Origin of the sequence: Streptomyces spectabilis (genome assembly GCF_008704795.1) — a bacterium.
In the GTDB taxonomy this organism is placed as follows: domain Bacteria; phylum Actinomycetota; class Actinomycetes; order Streptomycetales; family Streptomycetaceae; genus Streptomyces; species Streptomyces spectabilis.
This window is the reverse complement of the sequence record NZ_CP023690.1, coordinates 1,573,587-1,590,166: the sequence shown is the minus strand read 5'-3', so window position 1 is coordinate 1,590,166 and position 16,580 is coordinate 1,573,587. Positions and strand designations below refer to the sequence as shown.

Below are 16,580 nucleotides of genomic sequence, written 5' to 3'. Positions count from 1 at the left end.
CGGTCAGCCGAGGCGCACCGTGACCTTCTGCGTGGCGCCCCGCGCGTCCGCGAGGTCGCCGAAGGCGAGCCGCAGCCGGTCGCCGGTCGCGGCCGATGTCACGGTGGCGGGCCTGCCCGTGACCTCGGCGACCGGCCGGTGCCAGGTCACTGTGAGGCCGCCGCCAGCGGCCCGGGTCGGGTCGCTGACGCACACCGTCGCCGTGCCGTCGGACCGCTCGGTGACCAGGACGGAGCACGCGGCACTCGCGTCGAGCGGCCCGGCCGCGCCGCCCGTCCAGAAGTTCACGGCCGTGCAGCCGAGCGAGGGCACGCCGACGCCCTGCGCCGCCCCCGAGTTGGCGAGGATCCGCAGCCAGCCCGTGGCCGCGGCCCGCTCGGCGGTGCGCGCCGCGCTCGCGCCGGGCAGCAGCAGATACGCGTACGTCCCGTCCGTGGGGTCGATGCCGTGGTCGACGTACAGCGTGAGGTAGGTGCGGGTGAGGGGCGCCGCGGACCCGCCCCGGTTGATGTCGCTCCACTTGCCGGTGCGCTGTTCGCGCAGCGCATTCACGGTGGCGCCGCCGGGGAAGACGTAGCCGCCGTGCCCGCCGATGTGCGCCCACCGGGCGCCGGTCAGCGTCTGCGACCACGGCGTGGCGACGGGCTTGGTGACGCCGTCGGCCTGGAAGGGGGCGCGGCCCGCCGTCCCCAGATTGCGGTTCTCGACCGTCGACTCCACCGCCGTGCCGTCCGCGCAGCCGATGCCCGCGCCCAGGCACACGATCGTGTCGTCCAGGCAGAACCACGACTTCCGCGCCGACAGGGTGCTCCACAGCCCCTTCAGATGCTGCCCCACGGCGGCCCGCCGCCCGTCCGTCGCGCCGCCCACCCAGCGCACGGCGGGCCGCACCGCGCCCCAGTCCCCGCCCGCCCCGTCCGCGAGGACCTTGCGCGACGCGGTGGTGCCGGGCAGCCGGCAGGGGTCGACGGTGGGCCAGTAGGCGTCGCTGTACTGGCCGTTCGCGTAGGTGTCGCCCCACCAGGCGAGCAGCCCCGAGCCGGTGTGCCAGCCACGCAGGTTCTCGCCGTTGCCGGTCTCGTAGTACGTGATGCGGGAGTCGGCCATGCTGATCGACGCGGCCCAGCCCGGGCGCCGGTGCGTGGCCCGTGCCATGTCGGGGAAGAGCCGGTGGCCGGTCGGCTCGGGCACCGGCACGACCGCGGCGTCGTCCTCGACGTCCTTGAGGCGGGCCAGGGCGGCGAGGCCGAGGAGCGGGTCGGCGAGCGGCGGGCTGTAGTAGTCGCGGCGCATCCAGCCCTTCACCAGGCCGCGCCAGCGCGCCCGTTCGGCGGCGGACGCGCCCTGGCCGAGCAGCAGCACCGACGCCAGGATCGGATGGCCGCGCAGATGGTCGTCGGCCTGCACCCCCCGCGCGTCGGACGCGGAAACGCCCCGGCTGAGCGCGCGGCCCGCGACGCAGTCCATCACCAGGCCGTTGTGGAGGAACGGCGCCCACGCGTGCTCGACGGCGTCGAACACGATCTGCCGGCCGGGGTCCGTCACCGCCCAGGGCGAGCCGTCGAGCAGGGCGAAGAGCAGGCCGAGCCCGCCGAGCAGCACCGACCCGTAGGAGCCGGTGTAGGGCACGGCGGTGTGCTGGATGAACGAGCCGTCGCGGTACAGGCCGTCGCCGCTCGTCACATACGGGAAGACCGGCGACAGGGCGTCCCGGGCAAGGGCGAGCTTCGCCGGCTCTGCGCCCACGACCCCGCGCAGCGCGAGCACCCGGCACAGGTCCACGCGGTTGGCGCCGGTGCTGGTACCGGTGTAGTGCGCGACCGCCGAGTCGGGCACGAAGTGGTCGACGGCCGCGCAGAACCGCGCCACCTGCTCCGCCGACAGCGCGTCGTACAGCAGCACGCAGCTGTCCAGCAGCGCCTGCGGGGCGCCGATCTGCCAGCTCCACCAGTTGCCGAAGCGCGTCCGGCGCTCGTTGTAGACCTGCGCGTACAGATGGTCGAGCCCCTTGAGGACGTCGGCCCGGAGCCCGGCGTCCCCGGTGAGGCCGGTGCCCGGCTGGCAGGAGGCCTGCGCCAGCGTGGCGAGGCGGGTGTAACTGGCCACGACGTTCGCGGAGTAGGCGAACGACTCCTGGTCGGTGTCCGGTTCGGGGTCGGCGTACGGCAGGTCGGACCAGAGGGAGCCGCTCGCCGGGGCCATCGCGGCCCGCCACCGCCGGGCCGCGGCACCGAGTCCGGCGAGCCGGCTCTTGAAGGGCTCGTCGGTGGGCTTGAACCCCTCGCCGAGGACGAGCGCCCGCCAGGCGGCGCGCAGCTCGGCGTACGCGTCCGGGGCCGCGGCCCGGGCGGTGGGCCCGCCGGGCGCGCCGAGCACGAGGGCGGTGCCGGTGGTCAGCAGGAAGGCGCGGCGGGGCCATGAGGGCATGCGGGACTCCCGGAAGGGGGCGGGGGAGCGAGAGGGCAACTGCGTGCGGCGCGGCCTGGACTGGCAAGCGCTTTCTAGCATGCGGCGGCAGGCCCCTCAAGACCCCGCGACGCCTCCGTTCTCGACTTCTCGACTCCGTGGTGCCGGGGCCTGCTGCGGCGCCGCCCGCTCCAGGAACCGGAGCAGCTCGACGGGGAAGGGCAGCACGAGGGTGGAGTTCTTCTCGGCTGCGACGGCCACGACGGTCTGGAGCAGGCGGAGTTGGAGGGCGGCGGGCTGTTCGGACATCTGTTTGGCGGCTTCGGCGAGCTTCTTGGAGGCCTGGAGTTCGGCGTCGGCGTTGATGACGCGGGCGCGGCGTTCGCGGTCGGCCTCGGCCTGGCGGGCCATGGAGCGCTTCATGGTCTCGGGCAGGGAGACGTCCTTGATCTCGACGCGGTCGATCTGGACGCCCCAGCCGATGGCGGGGCTGTCGATCATCAGCTCCAGGCCCTGGTTGAGCTTCTCGCGGTTGGAGAGCAGGTCGTCCAGGTCGCTCTTGCCGATGATGGAGCGCAGCGAGGTCTGCGCCATCTGCGAGACCGCGAACCGGTAGTCCTCGACCTGGACGATCGCGTTGGCCGCGTCCACGACCTTGAAGTAGACGACGGCGTCGACGCGCACCGTGACGTTGTCCCGGGTGATGCCCTCCTGCGCGGGCACCGGCATCGTCACGATCTGCATGTTGACCTTGCGCATCCGGTCCACGACCGGCATGACCATCGTGAAGCCCGGCGGCCGCGGCTCGCCGTGCAGCCGTCCCAGGCGGAACACGACACCGCGCTCGTACTGCTTGACGACGCGCGCCGCCGACGCCGCGTACAGCAGGGACGCGGACACCGTGGCCACGCCCGCCGCGAGGAGTTCCTCCAGCATGACGACCCCCTGTCACTCCGAGTCGTCCGTGATGTCACGATACGCCCGGATATGGGGCTGAGGCCAGGGGCTGCTCGCGGTGCCGGGCGAAGGGTCCTAGGCCGCCGCGGGCCGGGACTCGTACAGGCGGGTGTAGTAGCGGCCCGCCGCTTCGAAGCCCGTGGGGTCGGCGCCCGCGGCGGCGACGCGGTCGACGGCGTCGCGCTGCTCGGCGGGGTCGGTGAACAGGCGCTGCGGATAGAGGTGGTGCGGGTCCGTCGTGGTGGCGAGGCCGTGCGCGGCGAGGCTCTCGGCGATGCGGTCGTAGGGGACCGTGCGCAGCACGAACGCGCTGACCCACAGGGGGATCCGGACGTGTTCCAGGAGGGCGTCGAAGGTGCGGTGCGAGACGTAGCCGATGCCGCCGGTGACGGTGATCAGACCGACGCGGCCCATGGCGCGGGCGAGGCCGTGACTGGGCGGCACCCGCTCCAGGTTCTCCGCGTACGCCTCGTCGAGCAGACCGACGGCCAGGGCGTAGGCCGTGGCCTGGGCCGCCGTGTCGACGCCGATGATCCGCACCGCGTCCGGGCGGCGCCGCGCGGCGTAGAACTCCTTGTCGCGGTCGAGGAGTTCGCCCGGCGTGAGCCGGTCCGCCGCCTCGTCGGTGTAGTGCGCGTACAGGTCGGCGAGCGTCAGGTCGTGGTTGAGCAGCGCCGCGTTGATGCCGTACGAGCAGCACAGGTCGAGGACCGTGACGGGCTCGCCGTCGGCGCCGGGCGGGCCGCCGAGCTCCCGCTCGGCGAGCGTCCGGCGGAAGACGCCCTGGGCGTGCTGCGGGATCTCGTAGGCGAAGGGGGCGAGGCGGCGGAAATACGCCCTCGGGTCGGGGCGGTCGTAGATGTCGTCGAACCGGGTCTTGCCCGCCATCTCGGTCATCGCCGGGCCGTTGCCGTCGGGCGTCCTGCGTGCGCACATGGGGATACCTCCGGGACGTGAGTTCGGGTGTGCGGCAGTCGAAGCTCTACCCGACGCGATTCCGGGCCCGGTAGACCGCGCGGCGGTTCCCGGCCAGGTCGACTCATTAGGCTGTGCCGGTGTTCACCTCCCAGGGACCCTCGTTCCGCGAACTGGCCGTGCAGGCGCTGTCCTCCACCGAGCACGGCTACGACCTGCTGGCTCCCAAGTTCGACCGCACGCCGTTCCGCACGCCCGACCGCATCCTGGACGCGACCGCCGAGGCCTTGCGTCCACTTGGCCCGTTCACAACGGGTCTCGACGTGTGCTGCGGCACCGGGGCGGGCGTGGAGGCCCTGCTGCCGCTGTGCCGGGAGTCAGTCACCGGCGTCGACTTCAGCGCCGGGATGCTGACCGAGGCGCGGACGGCCGTCATCGCGCCGGAGCCGGGCCCGGCGGTGGACTGGGTGCGGGCCGACGCCCGCGCGCTGCCGTTCGCCGACGCCTTCGACGTGGCGGTCAGTTTCGGGGCCTTCGGCCACTTCGTGCCGTCCGAGCGGCCCGGGCTCTTCGCCCAGGTGCACCGGGCGCTGCGCCCCGGCGGCCTGTTCGCCTTTCCCCTCGGCGCACCGCAGCCACTCACGTCACCATGGTACTGGGCCATGCTCGGCTTCGACTCGGCGATGCGGGTGCGCAACGCGCTGTGGCGGCCCTCCTTCGTCATGTACTACCGCACGTTTCCGCTGGCCGGGGTGCGGGCCGACCTGGAGCGTGCCGGGTTCGCGGTCCGGCTGCTTCCGCTGGAGGGCTTCGGGCGCAGGGACGACGGCAGCCCAAACTGGCGCCTTGTGGTGGCGAGCAAGGGGTGACCCCCGGCCCCCCGAGGAGTTCGGCGCGGTCCCGACGGCGCAGCGTCAGACCCGCGCCCCGAACGCCCGCCGGTAGGCCTGGGGGCTGACCCCCGCGACCCGCTTGAAGCGGTCCCGGAACGCCGTCGGCGAGCCGAAGCCGACCTGCGCGGCGATGCGCTCCACCGGGTGGGCGGTGGTCTCCAGGAGGTGCTGGGCCCGGCGCACCCGCGCCCGGTGCAGCCACTGCAGCGGCGTCGTGCCAGTCTGCTCGCGGAAGCGGCGCAGCAGGGTGCGGCTGCTCAGGCCCGCGTGCGCGGCGATGTCGTCGAGGGTCAGTTCGCGCGCCGCGTTCTCGTCGAGCCAGGCGAGCAGCGGTTCGAGGGCCTGGCCGCAGGGGTTCGCCGGGGGCTGGTTGACGATGAACTGGGCCTGGCCGCCCTCGCGTTCCAGCGGCATCACGGACGCGCGCGCGGCGTCGGCGGCGACCGCGGAGCCGTAGTCGCGGCGGATCATGTGCAGGCACAGGTCCATCCCGGCGGCCGCGCCCGCGGAGGTGAGGATCTGGCCGTTGTCCACGTACAGGACGTCCGGGTCGACGTCGATGTCCGGGTAGGCCGCGGCGAGTTGGTCCGCCGCGTACCAGTGCGTCGTGGCCCGCAGCCCCTTGAGCAGCCCGGCCTGCGCGAGCACGAACGTGCCGACGCAGACCGAGGCGATCCGCGTGCCCGCCTCGGCCGCTTCGCGCAGCGCGTCGAGGACGTCCTCGCGCACCGGCGCCGAGGGGTCGTGCACACCCGGCACGATCACCGTGTCGGCGTCGGCGAACGCGCCCAGGTCGTAGGGGGCGCGCAGCGCGAAGGCGCCGCCCGCGTCGACCTCCTCCTCGGCCGCGCACACCCGCACCCGGTAGCCCGACCGCTCGCCGGGCAGCCGGGTGCGGGCGAAGGCGTCGATGGGCATCGCCAGGTCGGAGGGGATGACGTCGTCCAGGGCGAGGACCGCGACCGTATGCATGGCGGCAACGTACGACACCACCGGCATCGCGCCAAGCCCGGACGCCGAGCGCCCGCAGCCGCACACCGGACCACGACCTCGCTGCTCCGCCCCGGTCGGCCCTTGGCGATATTCCGTTGAAAGCTGTCATTCCAGCCACTGTCGGGGCCCGGCGCGCCCTGGCTAGCCTCGGCGGTGCCCGAGCCCCTCACCACGGAACGGAACCCCGAAATGCGCGTGCAGGCAGTACTCTTCGACGGCTTCGACCCGCTGGACGTCCTGGGCCCCCTGGAGGTCCTGTACGCGGGCGGCCACGCCACCGGCGGCGCGCTCACCGTGGAACTGGTCTCGGCGGAAGGGCCCCGCGAGGTCCCCAGCGGCCTGGAGGGGATCAGCCTGACGGCCGCGGCGAAGCTCGATCCGGCCCGCGCGGACCTGGTGCTGCTCCCGGGCGCGGCCGGGGCGACCGAGCAGCGCGGCCCCGACGACGACAGCATCCCCGCACGGCTCGGGCGCACGCTGCGCACCGAACTGCCCCGGCTCCTCGGCGAGGCCCTGGCGCGCCCCGGAGTGACCGTGGCCAGCGTGTGCGGCGGCTCCTTGCTCCTGGCCATGGCCGGGCTCATCCAGGGCCGCCCCGCCACCGGACACCACGCCGCCCTGGACGGCATGGCCGGGCTCGGCGTGCGGACCGTGGCGGCCCGCGTCGTGGACGACGGTGACCTGGTCACGGGCGGAGGCGTCACCTCGGGCCTCGACCTCGGCCTGTACCTGCTGGAGCGCGGCTTCGGGCCGCGCGTCGCCCACGCCGTCGAAGAGCTCTTCGCGTACGAGCGCCGCGGTGTCGTCTGGAGCGACACCGGCGGCGAGCCCGTCGCGATCTGAGCAGCCAGACCCCCCTTCCCGCCGCCTTCCCGCCGCCTTCGCCAAGGCCTCCCGAGAGCACCTGATGTCGAAACTCTTCCTCACCCTCCATGTGCTCGCCGCGATCGTCGCCGTGGGCCCGGTCACCGTCGCCGCCAGCATGTTCCCCAAGGTCCTGCGCGAGGCCCAGGCCGCGCCCGACGACCCCCGGCCCGTCACCACGCTCCGGACGCTGCACCGCATCAGCCGCGTCTACGGCGGCCTCGGCATCGCCGTGGTGGCCTTCGGCTTCGCCACCGCGAGCAGCATGGACGTCCTGGGCAGCCCGTGGCTGATCACGTCGATCGGCCTGACCTTCCTGGCCGCCCTGATCCTGCTGCTGCTCGTCCTTCCCCGGCAGGAGACGGCCCTGGCGGCGGTGGCCGGGCCCGAGAGCGACACGGCACAGGAGGCCGGGGGCGCCGTCGCCGTACGGCTCGACGCGCGGGCCGGTGCCCGGCTCGCCATGGTCACCGGCGTCTTCAACGTCCTCTGGGCGACCGTCACCATCCTGATGATCGTCCGGCCGGGCTCCACGACCGGAGCCTGACGCGCCCCCGCGCCTCAGGCGAGGAGCCGGGCCTGCCGGGCGGACACCGCGTGGGCGAAGCCGTCCCCCGCCGCCCAGCGGGCCACCTCGCTCACGGCGAGGTCGGTCAGGCGCCGCCACTCGTTGCCCTGCGACCCGGCGAGGTGCGGGGTGAGCAGCACGTTCTCGCAGTCCCACAGCGGGTGCCCGGGCGGCAGCACTTCGGGGTCGGTGACGTCGAGCACGGCCCGGATCCGCCCCGCCGTCACGGCCTCGGTGAGCGCCTCCTGGTCGACGACGGCGCCGCGCGCGGTGTTGATGAGCACCGCGTCCTGACGCAGGGCGGCGATGAGGTCCCGGCCGACGAGCCCGCGCGTCCCGGGCAGCAGCGGGGTGTGCACGCTCACCACGTCGCTCCGGGCGAACAGCTCCCGCAGGCCCACGCCGCGCGCTCCCAGGGCGGCCGCCTCCGCCGCGTCGACGTACGGGTCGTGCAGCAGGACCCGCAGGTCGTACGGCCGCAGCAGTTCGACGACGCGCCTGCCGACGTGCGAGGCGGACAGGATGCCCACGGTGCGGTCGTGGTTGCCGAGCGTGCGCGGGACGCGCAGCGGGTCGTCGGGGCGGCGCGCCGCGGTGAACGCGCGGGCGCGCTCCAGGACCCGCTTGCCCGCGAGCAGGATCATCGCGACCGTGTACTCGGCCACCGGAAGGGCGTTGGCGGCGGCCGCCGACGACACCTCGACGCCGCGCTCCCAGCAGGCGTCCGTGACGTGCCCCCGGATGGAGCCCGCCGTGTGCACGACGGCCCGCAGGCCCGGCGCGGCGGCGAGCGCGGCCGCGTCGAGCGGCGGGCAGCCCCATCCGGTGACGAGCACCTCGACCCGGCCGAGGACGGCCCGCGCCGCCGCCGTGCCGAAGTCGTCGAGCAGCGGCGGATGCACCAGTTCGCAGACGGAGTCGAGCGCGGCGAGCGCCTGGTCGTCGAGCACGGCAGCGGCGGCGTCGCGCGCCATGGCGAGCGCGACGACGGGCCGGGAGGCGGGGCGGGGCTGCGGTTTCGTCATGGTGCTTCAGGTATACGGGGCGCGGCGTGCGGGGCACAGGAGGCGGCCGGACAGCCCGGGGCGCGCCGGAGTCAGCCACCCGCGTGCGGGACGCCGAGCCTGATCCGGTAGCCGCCGTCGGCTGTGGGGCCCGCGTGGAAGGTGCCGTGCAGCAGTTCCGCGCGTTCGCGCAGGCCGATGAGGCCCTGCTGGGAGCCGGGCAGGGGCAGCGACGGACGCGTGGGCGGGCTGTTGGTGACGGTGACGCCGAACTCCTCGCCGTCGTCCCACAGGTGGACGTCGGCGCGGGCGCCCGGCGCGTGCTTGCGCACGTTGGTGAGCGCCTCCTGCACGGTGCGGTACAGGGTGCGCTGCGCGGGCGTCGCGATGTCCGGCGGCAGCGCACCGGTCAGCTCCGCCTCGATGCCGCTGGAGCCGACCAGGGCCCGGAGGTCGGCGAGGGTGGGCTGCGGCGTCAGCTCGGTGGCCCGGCCGCCGGACGCGCGCAGCAGTGTGACCATGTGCCGCAGCTCGTCGAGGGTGTTGACGCTCAGGGCACGGATCGTGCGGGCCGCGTCGCGCGAGTCGGTGTCCTTGGCGGCGACCTGCCAGGCGCCCGCCCGCACCGCGATCAGCGACACCTGGTGCGAGACGACGTCGTGCATCTCGCGGGCCAGCTGCGCGCGCTCCTGGGCGAGCACGGCCTGCGCGTGCAGCGCCCGCTCGTGCTCGCGCGCCTCCTCGATCTCGGCCAGACGGCGGGAGAGGTCCCGGCGTGCCTGGGTGAGCTGGCCGAGCAGCACGGGGGCGGCCGCGGTCGTCAGCGTGTAGACGAAGTAGATCAGGGTCCAGGTCTGGTCGTCGGAGGTGAGCGAGCCCGGCGGCCACGGGAAGGCGGAGGCGGCGGCCGACAGGATCGCGCACACCGCGAGGAGCCTGCGGTCCCGGGTCCGGTCGGCCAGCGTGAACAGGGCGGCGAACGGCGGCACCGTGAGCTCGACCACCACGCTGGCCGGCAGCGTGAGCAGGACGACGGCGAGCGGGAACCGCCGCCGGAACAGGAGCGCGGCGCAGGCCACCGCCGCCGCGGTCAGGGTGCCCGGGGTCTCGTGGTAGAAGTCGGTGGTGAAGCCGAGGTCGATCACCGCGCAGCCGAGGATGACCAGGTCGACGACGTACGGGGGCAGGCGCCGGGGCCACCGGGCCCGGAGCGCGGTGAGCCGCTCGCTCACCGCGGCTCCTCCGCCCGGCCCGCCGCCTCCAGGAGCCCCGCCCGCTCGGCGAGCAGGGCCGCCTGCACGCGGCTGGTGACGCGGAGCTTGGTGAGGATGGCGCTCACGTGGTCCTTGACGGTGCCCGCGCTGAGGTGGAGGCGGGTGCCGATGTCGGCGTTGGTCAGGCCCTCGGCGATGAGGACGAGGACGTCGCGCTCCCGGCCGGTGAGGCGCTCCACGCGGGCCCGGTCCGCGCCGGACGCGGAGCCGCCGCCGGGCCCCGGGTGGGCGCGCAGCATGGAGCGCGACGCCTTGGGCGACATCACCACACCGCCCGCGGCGAGGGTGCGCACCAGCTGGGCGAGCTGGTCGGGCTCGGTGTCCTTGAGCAGGAATCCGGCCGCGCCGGAGCGCAGCGCGGTCACGATGTACTCGTCGGTGTCGAAGGTGGTCAGCATCGCCACGGTCGGGGCCTCGGGCAGCGACCGCAGCTCCCGCAGGACGGTGAGGCCGTCGACGTCCGGCATGCGGATGTCGAGGAGCACGACGTCGGGCCGCTCGCGCCGCACGGTGTCCACGGCGTCGCCCCCGGCGGCGGTCGCGACCACGCGCAGGTCGTCGGCCGCGTTGAGGATGAGCTCGAACCCGGACCGCACCAGGGCCTCGTCGTCCACCACCACTACCCGGATCACGCTGTCCCGCCTCGCCGCCGTAGTCGTCCCGCCGATCGGCCGCCGGCCGTCCGCGAGGGGGACCGCCCTCGTGATCGTCCCCGTACGACTCTAGGCGGCGGCGTCATTGCCGCACGGGGGCGGTCCCGTACGGCAGCCACCCGGCGTGGGGGTTCCAGCCGTTCGGGGGGAGGAGCGGGCCGGGCGGCGGAGCGGCGCCGGACGACTGCCGGATACTCCGTGCGGGGCCCGCCGCCAAGGCTTGCGGCATGACACAGAACGCAGTGGCCACGGCCCCGGCACCGGCCGTGGAGCCGGTGGCCGACGCGCGGTCGACCGGCCGCCTCATAGGCGTCGACCTCGCCCGCGGCCTGGCCGTCTTCGGCATGTACGCGGCCCACGTGGGGCCCGACCCCGCGACGGCGGGCGGCGTGCGGGGCTTCGTGATGGAGCTGGCGCACGGCCGGTCGTCCGCGCTCTTCGCGTTCCTCGCGGGCTTCTCCGTCGTCCTGATGACGGGGCGCCGGGTGCCGAAGACCGGCCGGGCTGGCCGCCAGGCGGTGGCGAAGGTCGCGCTCCGCGCCGTCGTCCTCCTCGTCCTCGGCACCGCGCTCACCATGAGCGGCACGCCGGTCGAGGTGATCCTGGCCTTCTACGGCCTGTACTTCCTGCTGGTCCTGCCGCTGTACCGGCTCTCGGCGCGGACGCTCGCCGAGATCGCCGTGGTGGCGGCGCTCGTGCTGCCCCAACTGCTGTACTTCGTCGTCCGCGCGGTCTACTACGACGGTGCCCTCGGCGGCGGCACCACGGGCCCCCTGGCCTGGCCCCGCACCGGGGACGGCCTGGTACCGCTGCTCTTCACCGGCTCCTACCCGGCCCTGTCCTGGCTGCCGTTCGTCATCGCGGGCATGGCCGTGGCGCGGCTCGACCTCGCGGACACCGCCGTCCGGATCCGCCTCGCCGTCACCGGCGTGGGCCTGGCCGTGCTCGGCTACGGCGGTTCCTGGGTCGCGCTGCACCACCTGCCCGGCGTCGCGCGGGCCCTGGGCGACGCGGGCTTCCAGGCCGGGGGGACGGGCACCGCCTGGTGGTCCGACGTCGCGGGCTTGCCGGAGGAGGACACCTGGGGCTGGCTGTTCGTCGCCGCGCCGCACAGCGAGACGACCCTGTCGATCGTGGCGAACACCGGTGTGGCCGTCGCCGTGCTCGCCGCCTGTCTGCTCGCCGTCGACGCGCTGCCGCGCTTCCGGCGCCTGGCCGGGCCCGTGATCGCGGTCGGCAGCATGTCGCTGACCGCGTACGTCCTGCACATCGTGGCCATCCGCTTCCTCGGCGGCGACGAACTGCCGCAGTCGACGCTGCTGCTCCTCGCCTTCGTCGCGGGCGTCACCGCGTTCGCGGCGCTGTGGACGCGGTTCTTCCGGCGCGGCCCCCTGGAGGCGCTGCTCCAGCGCGCGACCAAGGTCGCGGAGCGCGTCCCGTGATGGTCCCTGCGACCCCCGCCGAACGGCGGGGGTCGCTCCCGCCGTTCGGCCCCTCGGATTCAGCCCCCGGCGGGATGTCTCCGGGCCCGCCCGACAGGGAGGGTGTATGAGCCACGGACATCTCGGACGACCCCGCACCTAAGGCCCACACGTGATCTAGACGTCAGAGCGCCCCCAAGCGCCCGCCCCGCCGATGCCACCCCTCCTAGCGAAGCCCACGGGACACCCCCTCATGAAGATCACCTTCCTGCTCTACAACGCGTACGGCATCGGCGGCACCATCCGCGCGACGGCGAACCTCGCCACCGCGCTCGCCGAGCGCCACGAGGTCGAGGTCGTCTCGTACTACCGCACCGCCGACCGGCCGAGCCTGCCGTTCGGACCCGGTGTCACCCTGCGCCCCCTCGTCGATCTGCGTCCCGGCTCCCGGCACTACGACGGGCGCGACCCGGCCCAGCGCGCGTCCGGCACCGTGTGCCCGCACGACCTGATGTACAAGGGCAAGACGCCGCCCAGCGCGCTCGGCGAGACGCGGCTCGCCGACCACCTGCGGCGCAGCGACGCGGACGTCGTCATCGCGACCCGCCCCTACCTGGTGTGCTTCCTCGCCGAGCACGGTCGCGCCGACCAGCTGCGCATCGGCCAGGAGCACGTCACCCACGACTTCCACAGCGCGGGCCTGCGCCGGGCCCAGGACGCCGCGATCCCGCGGCTCGACGCGTTCGTGACCGTCTCGCACGGCGACGAGCGCGCCTACCGCGCGGCCCTGCCCGACATCGGCACGCGGCTCACCCACATCCCGAACTGCATTCCCGCCCCCGAGGCCGAGGCCTCGTCCGGCGACACCCGGACGGTCGTCGCGGCGGGCCGCCTGGTGCCCGTCAAGCGCTACGACCGCCTCATCGGGGCGTTCGCCAAGGTCGCGGCGCAGCACCCGGACTGGACCCTGCGGATCTACGGACAGGGCCGCGAGAAGGAGAAGCTGCGCCACCGGATCCACGAACTCGGCCTGCACGACCACGTGTTCCTGATGGACGCGCGCACATCCATCGACACGGAGTGGGCCAAGGGCGCCATCGCGGCCGTCTCCAGCTCCACCGAGTCGTTCGGCATGACGATCGTGGAGGCCATGCGCCTGGGCGTGCCGGTGGTCAGCACGGACTGCGACTTCGGGCCGCGCGAGATCATCACGCACGGCGAGGACGGACTGCTCGTCCCCGCGGACGGCCCGGACAGCGCGGTCGAGGACGGCATCGCCGACGCGCTCTGCCGCCTCATCGAGAACGACACCGAGCGCTTCCGCCTGGCCCAGGCCGCGATCCGCTCGGCGCGCCGCTTCCTGCCGGACCACACGGCCGCCCAGTACGAGGCGCTGATCGACGACCTGAAGCCCGGCGCGGCCACCGCCCGGCGCTCCCGGACCCGCTCCGCGCGCACGGCACCCGGCCGCACGCCCCGCCAGCGCGTGGGCGCCCTCGCCGAACGCCTCGGTGTGGCCGCCTGGCTCGGCAAGGCGCTGCCGCCCGTCACCGTCGGCTGCCGCGTGGCCGCCGACGGCTCGCTCTACTTCCGCGTGCCGGTGGCGGAACTCACCCACGGGGACTGGCAGTTGGTGCTCAAGCCGCGCGCGGGCACGGAGGACGACACGGTACGGCTCCCGTTCAAGCACACCGCCGACGAGACCGACCCCTACGTCAAGCTCCTGCTCCACCGCAGCGGCCGCCCCATGGCCGAGGGGTATTGGAACGTCCACCTCCAGCAAGGCCGCAAGGGCCGCGTCCGGCGGGCGCGGGCGGGGCTCGTGGAGACCGGCAGGCTGCTCGCGCCCACCGTGCCCCCGCACCCCTCCGGGGCGGGCTTCGCCACCGCCGTGCCGTACCGCACCCAGGACGGCAACCTCTCCCTGCGCACCTGGAGCAGGGCCGCCCACGCCGAACTGGAGTCGCTCGCCGTGGGCGAGGAGGCCATCACCCTGACCGGCAGGGTGCACGGCGCGGCCGCGCACGGCCACCACTACCGCCTCAGGGCACGGCTGCGCGGCGGCGACGCCACCTTCGAGGCCCGCTGCCACGTCGACGAGGCGGGCTGCTTCACCGCCGCGATCCCGCTGTCGGGACCGGCCGAGCAGCACCCGGGCGGCGAGGCGATCTGGGACCTGGCCCTGGAACCGTACGACGAGCAGGGCGACGCCATCCGGCTCGCGCGGCTGCGCGGCGACGTCATCGAGCGGCGCCGCACCGACGTCTTCCCGAGCGCCCGCCCCGCCGCCGACGGCGCCCTCGAGCTGCGCCCGTATCTGACCGCCCACAACGACCTGGCCCTGAAGGCGGTGGCGCACCCCATGGCGCCCGCGCGCGAGCCCGCCGTATGATCGGCGGCGTACCGCATCGCATGGCGGCCTCCTCGACCGACACGGCCACGACCGGCCTTGAGAACCGTGAGGACCGCGCATGCCCGCGCTCCAGGTACGCCCCTTCCACCGCGACGACCGCGACCAGCTCACGGAGCTGGTGAACGCCCATGTGGCCGCCGTCGTGCCCGGTGTCTCCGTCTCCGTGAACACCGTCCTCGGCCAGTTGGCGCGCAGGCCCGACGAGTTCATCACCGACCCGTGGGTCGCCGAGCGCGTGACGCTCGTCGCCGAGCAGCGGTCGTCCGTCGTGGCCGCCGCGCACCTGCTGCGCTACCGCGCCGACGCCGAGGTCGGCCCGGACCACCGGGGCATGGGGGCGATCGACTGGTTCGTCTCGCACCCGCCCGCGTCCTTTCGGCCGGACGCGGACACGGCCGCCGACCTGCTGATGAGCGCCTGCCTCGCCCAGCTGGCCCGCTGGGACGTGCGCGTGCGGGAGGCCGACGGCGCCCTGCCCGCACCCGCCGTGTACGGCCTGCCCCGGGCCTGGCCGCACGTCCGCGCCGTCTACGAGCGCGCCGGGTTCCGGCACACCGGCCACACGGAGGTCGTCCTCATCGCCGCGGTGCCCGACCTGCCGACGCCCCCGGCGCCGGTGGCGGGCCTGGCCGTGCGCCGCACCCTCGGCGAGTGCGGCACCCGGCTCACCGCGCACCTCGACGGCCACGACCTCGGCCACATCGAGGTCGACACCGCACTCGGCCGCCCCGAACGCCAGGCCCGCAACGGCTCCCTCGCGGACATCGGCAACTTCCGCACCGAACCCGGCCACGGCGTGGACGGCTTGCACGCCTGGCTCCTCGGCGAGGCCGCCCGCTGGCTGCGCCTGGCCGGCGCCGACCGCCTCCTGGCCTACGAGTCCGCCGACGACACCCGGGCCCTCGCGCTCCTGAAGGACCTCGGCTTCACCGAACTGGTTCGCACGGACCGCGGCTGGCGGCACCGGGCCTAGGCCTGGTCCGGGGGGGTCGGCCGCACCCGGCAGGCGCGGCGGGCTCAGCCCTCGACGCCGGTCGAGGTGTGGGCCGACCCCACCGGCTTGGACTCCGGCGAGCCGCGCTGGCGCAGATAGACCGAGAAGATCGCCATCGACCCCACGGCGAGCAGCTCGGACTGCCAGTTCTGCAGCGTGCGGTCCCAGAAGTCCGCGGCCGTCAGATACGCGGACCAGCTGATCGGGGCCTGGAGCCCGCGCAGGTGCTCCTCGTTGTACGCGGCCACGCCCGTGACGGACTGTGCCAGCCAGGAGAGCAGGAACAGCGAGCACATCACCATGCCGAGGGACCGGGAGTACCAGGCCTGGCGGACGCCGCCGACGGACGCCCAGCGCGGCGAGTCGGCCCGCGCGTACCGGCCGACCTTCTGCTCCTTGTCCGTCTCCGTGCCCGCCTTGTCCAGCTCCTTGGACTCGGGCGAGCCGTGCTGGAGCAGCCACACCGTGCCGAAGATGTAGAGGAAGAACTGGAGGTACTCGGACTGCCAGTTCTCCGTCACGTCCACCGCGAAGTCGGAGGTGAGCAGATAGCCGCCGAAGCCCACCGGACGCAGCTCCTCGGCGACGAGCCGGTTGTTGAACTCGGCGTGCCCGGCGACGGCCTGCCCGGCGAGGGCGAGCAGGAACCCGGCCCCGAACGCCAGCGTCAGGCCGTTGGCCCGCAGGAACCGCAGCAGTCGCTTCACCGGTGCGTCAGCCCCAGCACCGTGCAGTAGGCGAGCCCGCCGAGCACCACCACCAGATACAGCGTGAACAACGTCCGCATCCGTCAACCGCCCTTGACCAGACACCGGTACGGCCGCTCCGCGCGCGGCACGCAGCCCGCGGCCGTGACCTTCCAGCCGCCCGGGAACGAGGAGAGGAAGAGCGTGTCGCGCTCGGCCACGACCCGCGCCTGAGCGCCGTACACATCGACGGAGCGCACCGGGCCCGCCGTCGGAAGGCCCGCCTCCGGCAGTGCCCGTACGCACGGTCGCTCCGCGGACCGCTCCAGTTCGTCGCGGGTCCCCGGCGCGAGCGCCGCACAGCCGCGCGCCGGGTCCGACGCGTGCAGGCTCGCCCCGAACCGGGCCGCCGCCGCGGCCGCCGCGTCCTCGCGCCCGGCGAGCGAGCCACAGGCCGCGAGCGTGCAGAGCAGCACCCCCGTGAGGACCACCACGCCGCCACGCACCAGCTCTGCTCCCCTTCGCGGACCCACCGATTC

15 protein-coding genes are annotated in these 16,580 nt (G+C 74.5%); 6 read left to right on the top strand and 9 right to left on the bottom strand.

The annotated features are described in order from the left end of the window. Nucleotides 1-3: 3 nt before the first annotated feature. From CP982_RS06265 to CP982_RS06255, 3 genes are all read right to left on the bottom strand, one after another. On the bottom strand, nucleotides 4-2,427 hold the full coding sequence (locus CP982_RS06265; RefSeq protein WP_150509571.1) for a polysaccharide lyase 8 family protein: 2,424 nt from the start codon (nucleotides 2,425-2,427) through the stop codon (nucleotides 4-6). 96 nt (nucleotides 2,428-2,523) lie between these two features. Beyond that, nucleotides 2,524-3,342 carry a slipin family protein gene (locus CP982_RS06260; protein ID WP_150509570.1) on the bottom strand — a complete coding sequence of 273 codons (819 nt, stop codon included), beginning with the start codon at nucleotides 3,340-3,342 and terminating at the stop codon, nucleotides 2,524-2,526. Between the two features lie 96 nt (nucleotides 3,343-3,438). Next, nucleotides 3,439-4,299, bottom strand: a complete 861-nt coding sequence (locus tag CP982_RS06255) for a hypothetical protein (protein ID WP_150509569.1) — start codon at nucleotides 4,297-4,299, stop codon at nucleotides 3,439-3,441. A 119-nt stretch (nucleotides 4,300-4,418) separates the two neighbouring features. Between CP982_RS06255 and CP982_RS06250 the strand changes: the two genes are divergently transcribed. After that, entirely contained in the window at nucleotides 4,419-5,147 is a 729-nt protein-coding gene (locus CP982_RS06250; protein WP_150509568.1) for a class I SAM-dependent methyltransferase, read from the top strand. A gap of 45 nt (nucleotides 5,148-5,192) precedes the next feature. On the opposite strand, the gene CP982_RS06245 is transcribed toward CP982_RS06250, so the two are convergent. Next, complete coding sequence (locus tag CP982_RS06245; protein ID WP_150509567.1) at nucleotides 5,193-6,143, bottom strand: GlxA family transcriptional regulator; 951 nt, start codon at nucleotides 6,141-6,143, stop codon at nucleotides 5,193-5,195. Nucleotides 6,144-6,353: 210 nt separating this feature from the next. Here CP982_RS06245 and CP982_RS06240 point away from each other — a divergent pair, with 210 nt between their 5' ends. Together CP982_RS06240 and CP982_RS06235 are read left to right on the top strand one after the other, a co-directional pair. Beyond that, nucleotides 6,354-7,007 (top strand): DJ-1/PfpI family protein, encoded by a 654-nt coding sequence (locus tag CP982_RS06240; RefSeq protein ID WP_150509566.1) that lies wholly within the window; start codon nucleotides 6,354-6,356, stop codon nucleotides 7,005-7,007. 64 nt (nucleotides 7,008-7,071) lie between these two features. Further along, entirely contained in the window at nucleotides 7,072-7,575 is a 504-nt protein-coding gene (locus tag CP982_RS06235) for a hypothetical protein (RefSeq protein WP_150509565.1), read from the top strand. A gap of 14 nt (nucleotides 7,576-7,589) precedes the next feature. Here the strand turns inward: CP982_RS06235 and CP982_RS06230 are convergent, their stop codons facing one another. From CP982_RS06230 to CP982_RS06220, 3 genes are all read right to left on the bottom strand, one after another. After that, a complete protein-coding gene (locus tag CP982_RS06230) occupies nucleotides 7,590-8,621 on the bottom strand; it encodes a hydroxyacid dehydrogenase (RefSeq protein WP_150509564.1) in 1,032 nt (343 codons plus the stop codon). A 71-nt stretch (nucleotides 8,622-8,692) separates the two neighbouring features. Beyond that, the gene (locus tag CP982_RS06225; protein WP_372503506.1) at nucleotides 8,693-9,742 is read right to left on the bottom strand and encodes a sensor histidine kinase; all 1,050 of its coding nucleotides are present in this window, start codon (nucleotides 9,740-9,742) and stop codon (nucleotides 8,693-8,695) included. Between the two features lie 86 nt (nucleotides 9,743-9,828). Then, complete coding sequence (locus tag CP982_RS06220; RefSeq protein WP_372503332.1) at nucleotides 9,829-10,506, bottom strand: response regulator; 678 nt, start codon at nucleotides 10,504-10,506, stop codon at nucleotides 9,829-9,831. 248 nt (nucleotides 10,507-10,754) lie between these two features. On the opposite strand from CP982_RS06220, the gene CP982_RS06215 reads away from it, so the two are divergent. The 3 genes from CP982_RS06215 (at nucleotide 10,755) to CP982_RS06205 (ending at nucleotide 15,334) form a co-directional block, all read left to right on the top strand. Further along, nucleotides 10,755-11,969: a DUF418 domain-containing protein gene (locus CP982_RS06215; protein WP_150509563.1), complete on the top strand. Its 1,215-nt coding sequence runs from the start codon at nucleotides 10,755-10,757 to the stop codon at nucleotides 11,967-11,969. Between the two features lie 232 nt (nucleotides 11,970-12,201). Continuing rightward, nucleotides 12,202-14,340 (top strand): glycosyltransferase family 4 protein, encoded by a 2,139-nt coding sequence (locus CP982_RS06210; protein WP_170316378.1) that lies wholly within the window; start codon nucleotides 12,202-12,204, stop codon nucleotides 14,338-14,340. A gap of 79 nt (nucleotides 14,341-14,419) precedes the next feature. After that, on the top strand, nucleotides 14,420-15,334 hold the full coding sequence (locus CP982_RS06205) for a GNAT family N-acetyltransferase (RefSeq protein ID WP_150509561.1): 915 nt from the start codon (nucleotides 14,420-14,422) through the stop codon (nucleotides 15,332-15,334). A gap of 44 nt (nucleotides 15,335-15,378) precedes the next feature. Here the strand turns inward: CP982_RS06205 and CP982_RS06200 are convergent, their stop codons facing one another. Both CP982_RS06200 and CP982_RS06195 read right to left on the bottom strand, forming a co-directional pair. Further along, entirely contained in the window at nucleotides 15,379-16,062 is a 684-nt protein-coding gene (locus tag CP982_RS06200; protein ID WP_170316377.1) for a DUF6766 family protein, read from the bottom strand. Between the two features lie 83 nt (nucleotides 16,063-16,145). Beyond that, nucleotides 16,146-16,547: a hypothetical protein gene (locus CP982_RS06195; RefSeq protein WP_229878873.1), complete on the bottom strand. Its 402-nt coding sequence runs from the start codon at nucleotides 16,545-16,547 to the stop codon at nucleotides 16,146-16,148. Between the last annotated feature and the right edge of the window lie 33 nt (nucleotides 16,548-16,580).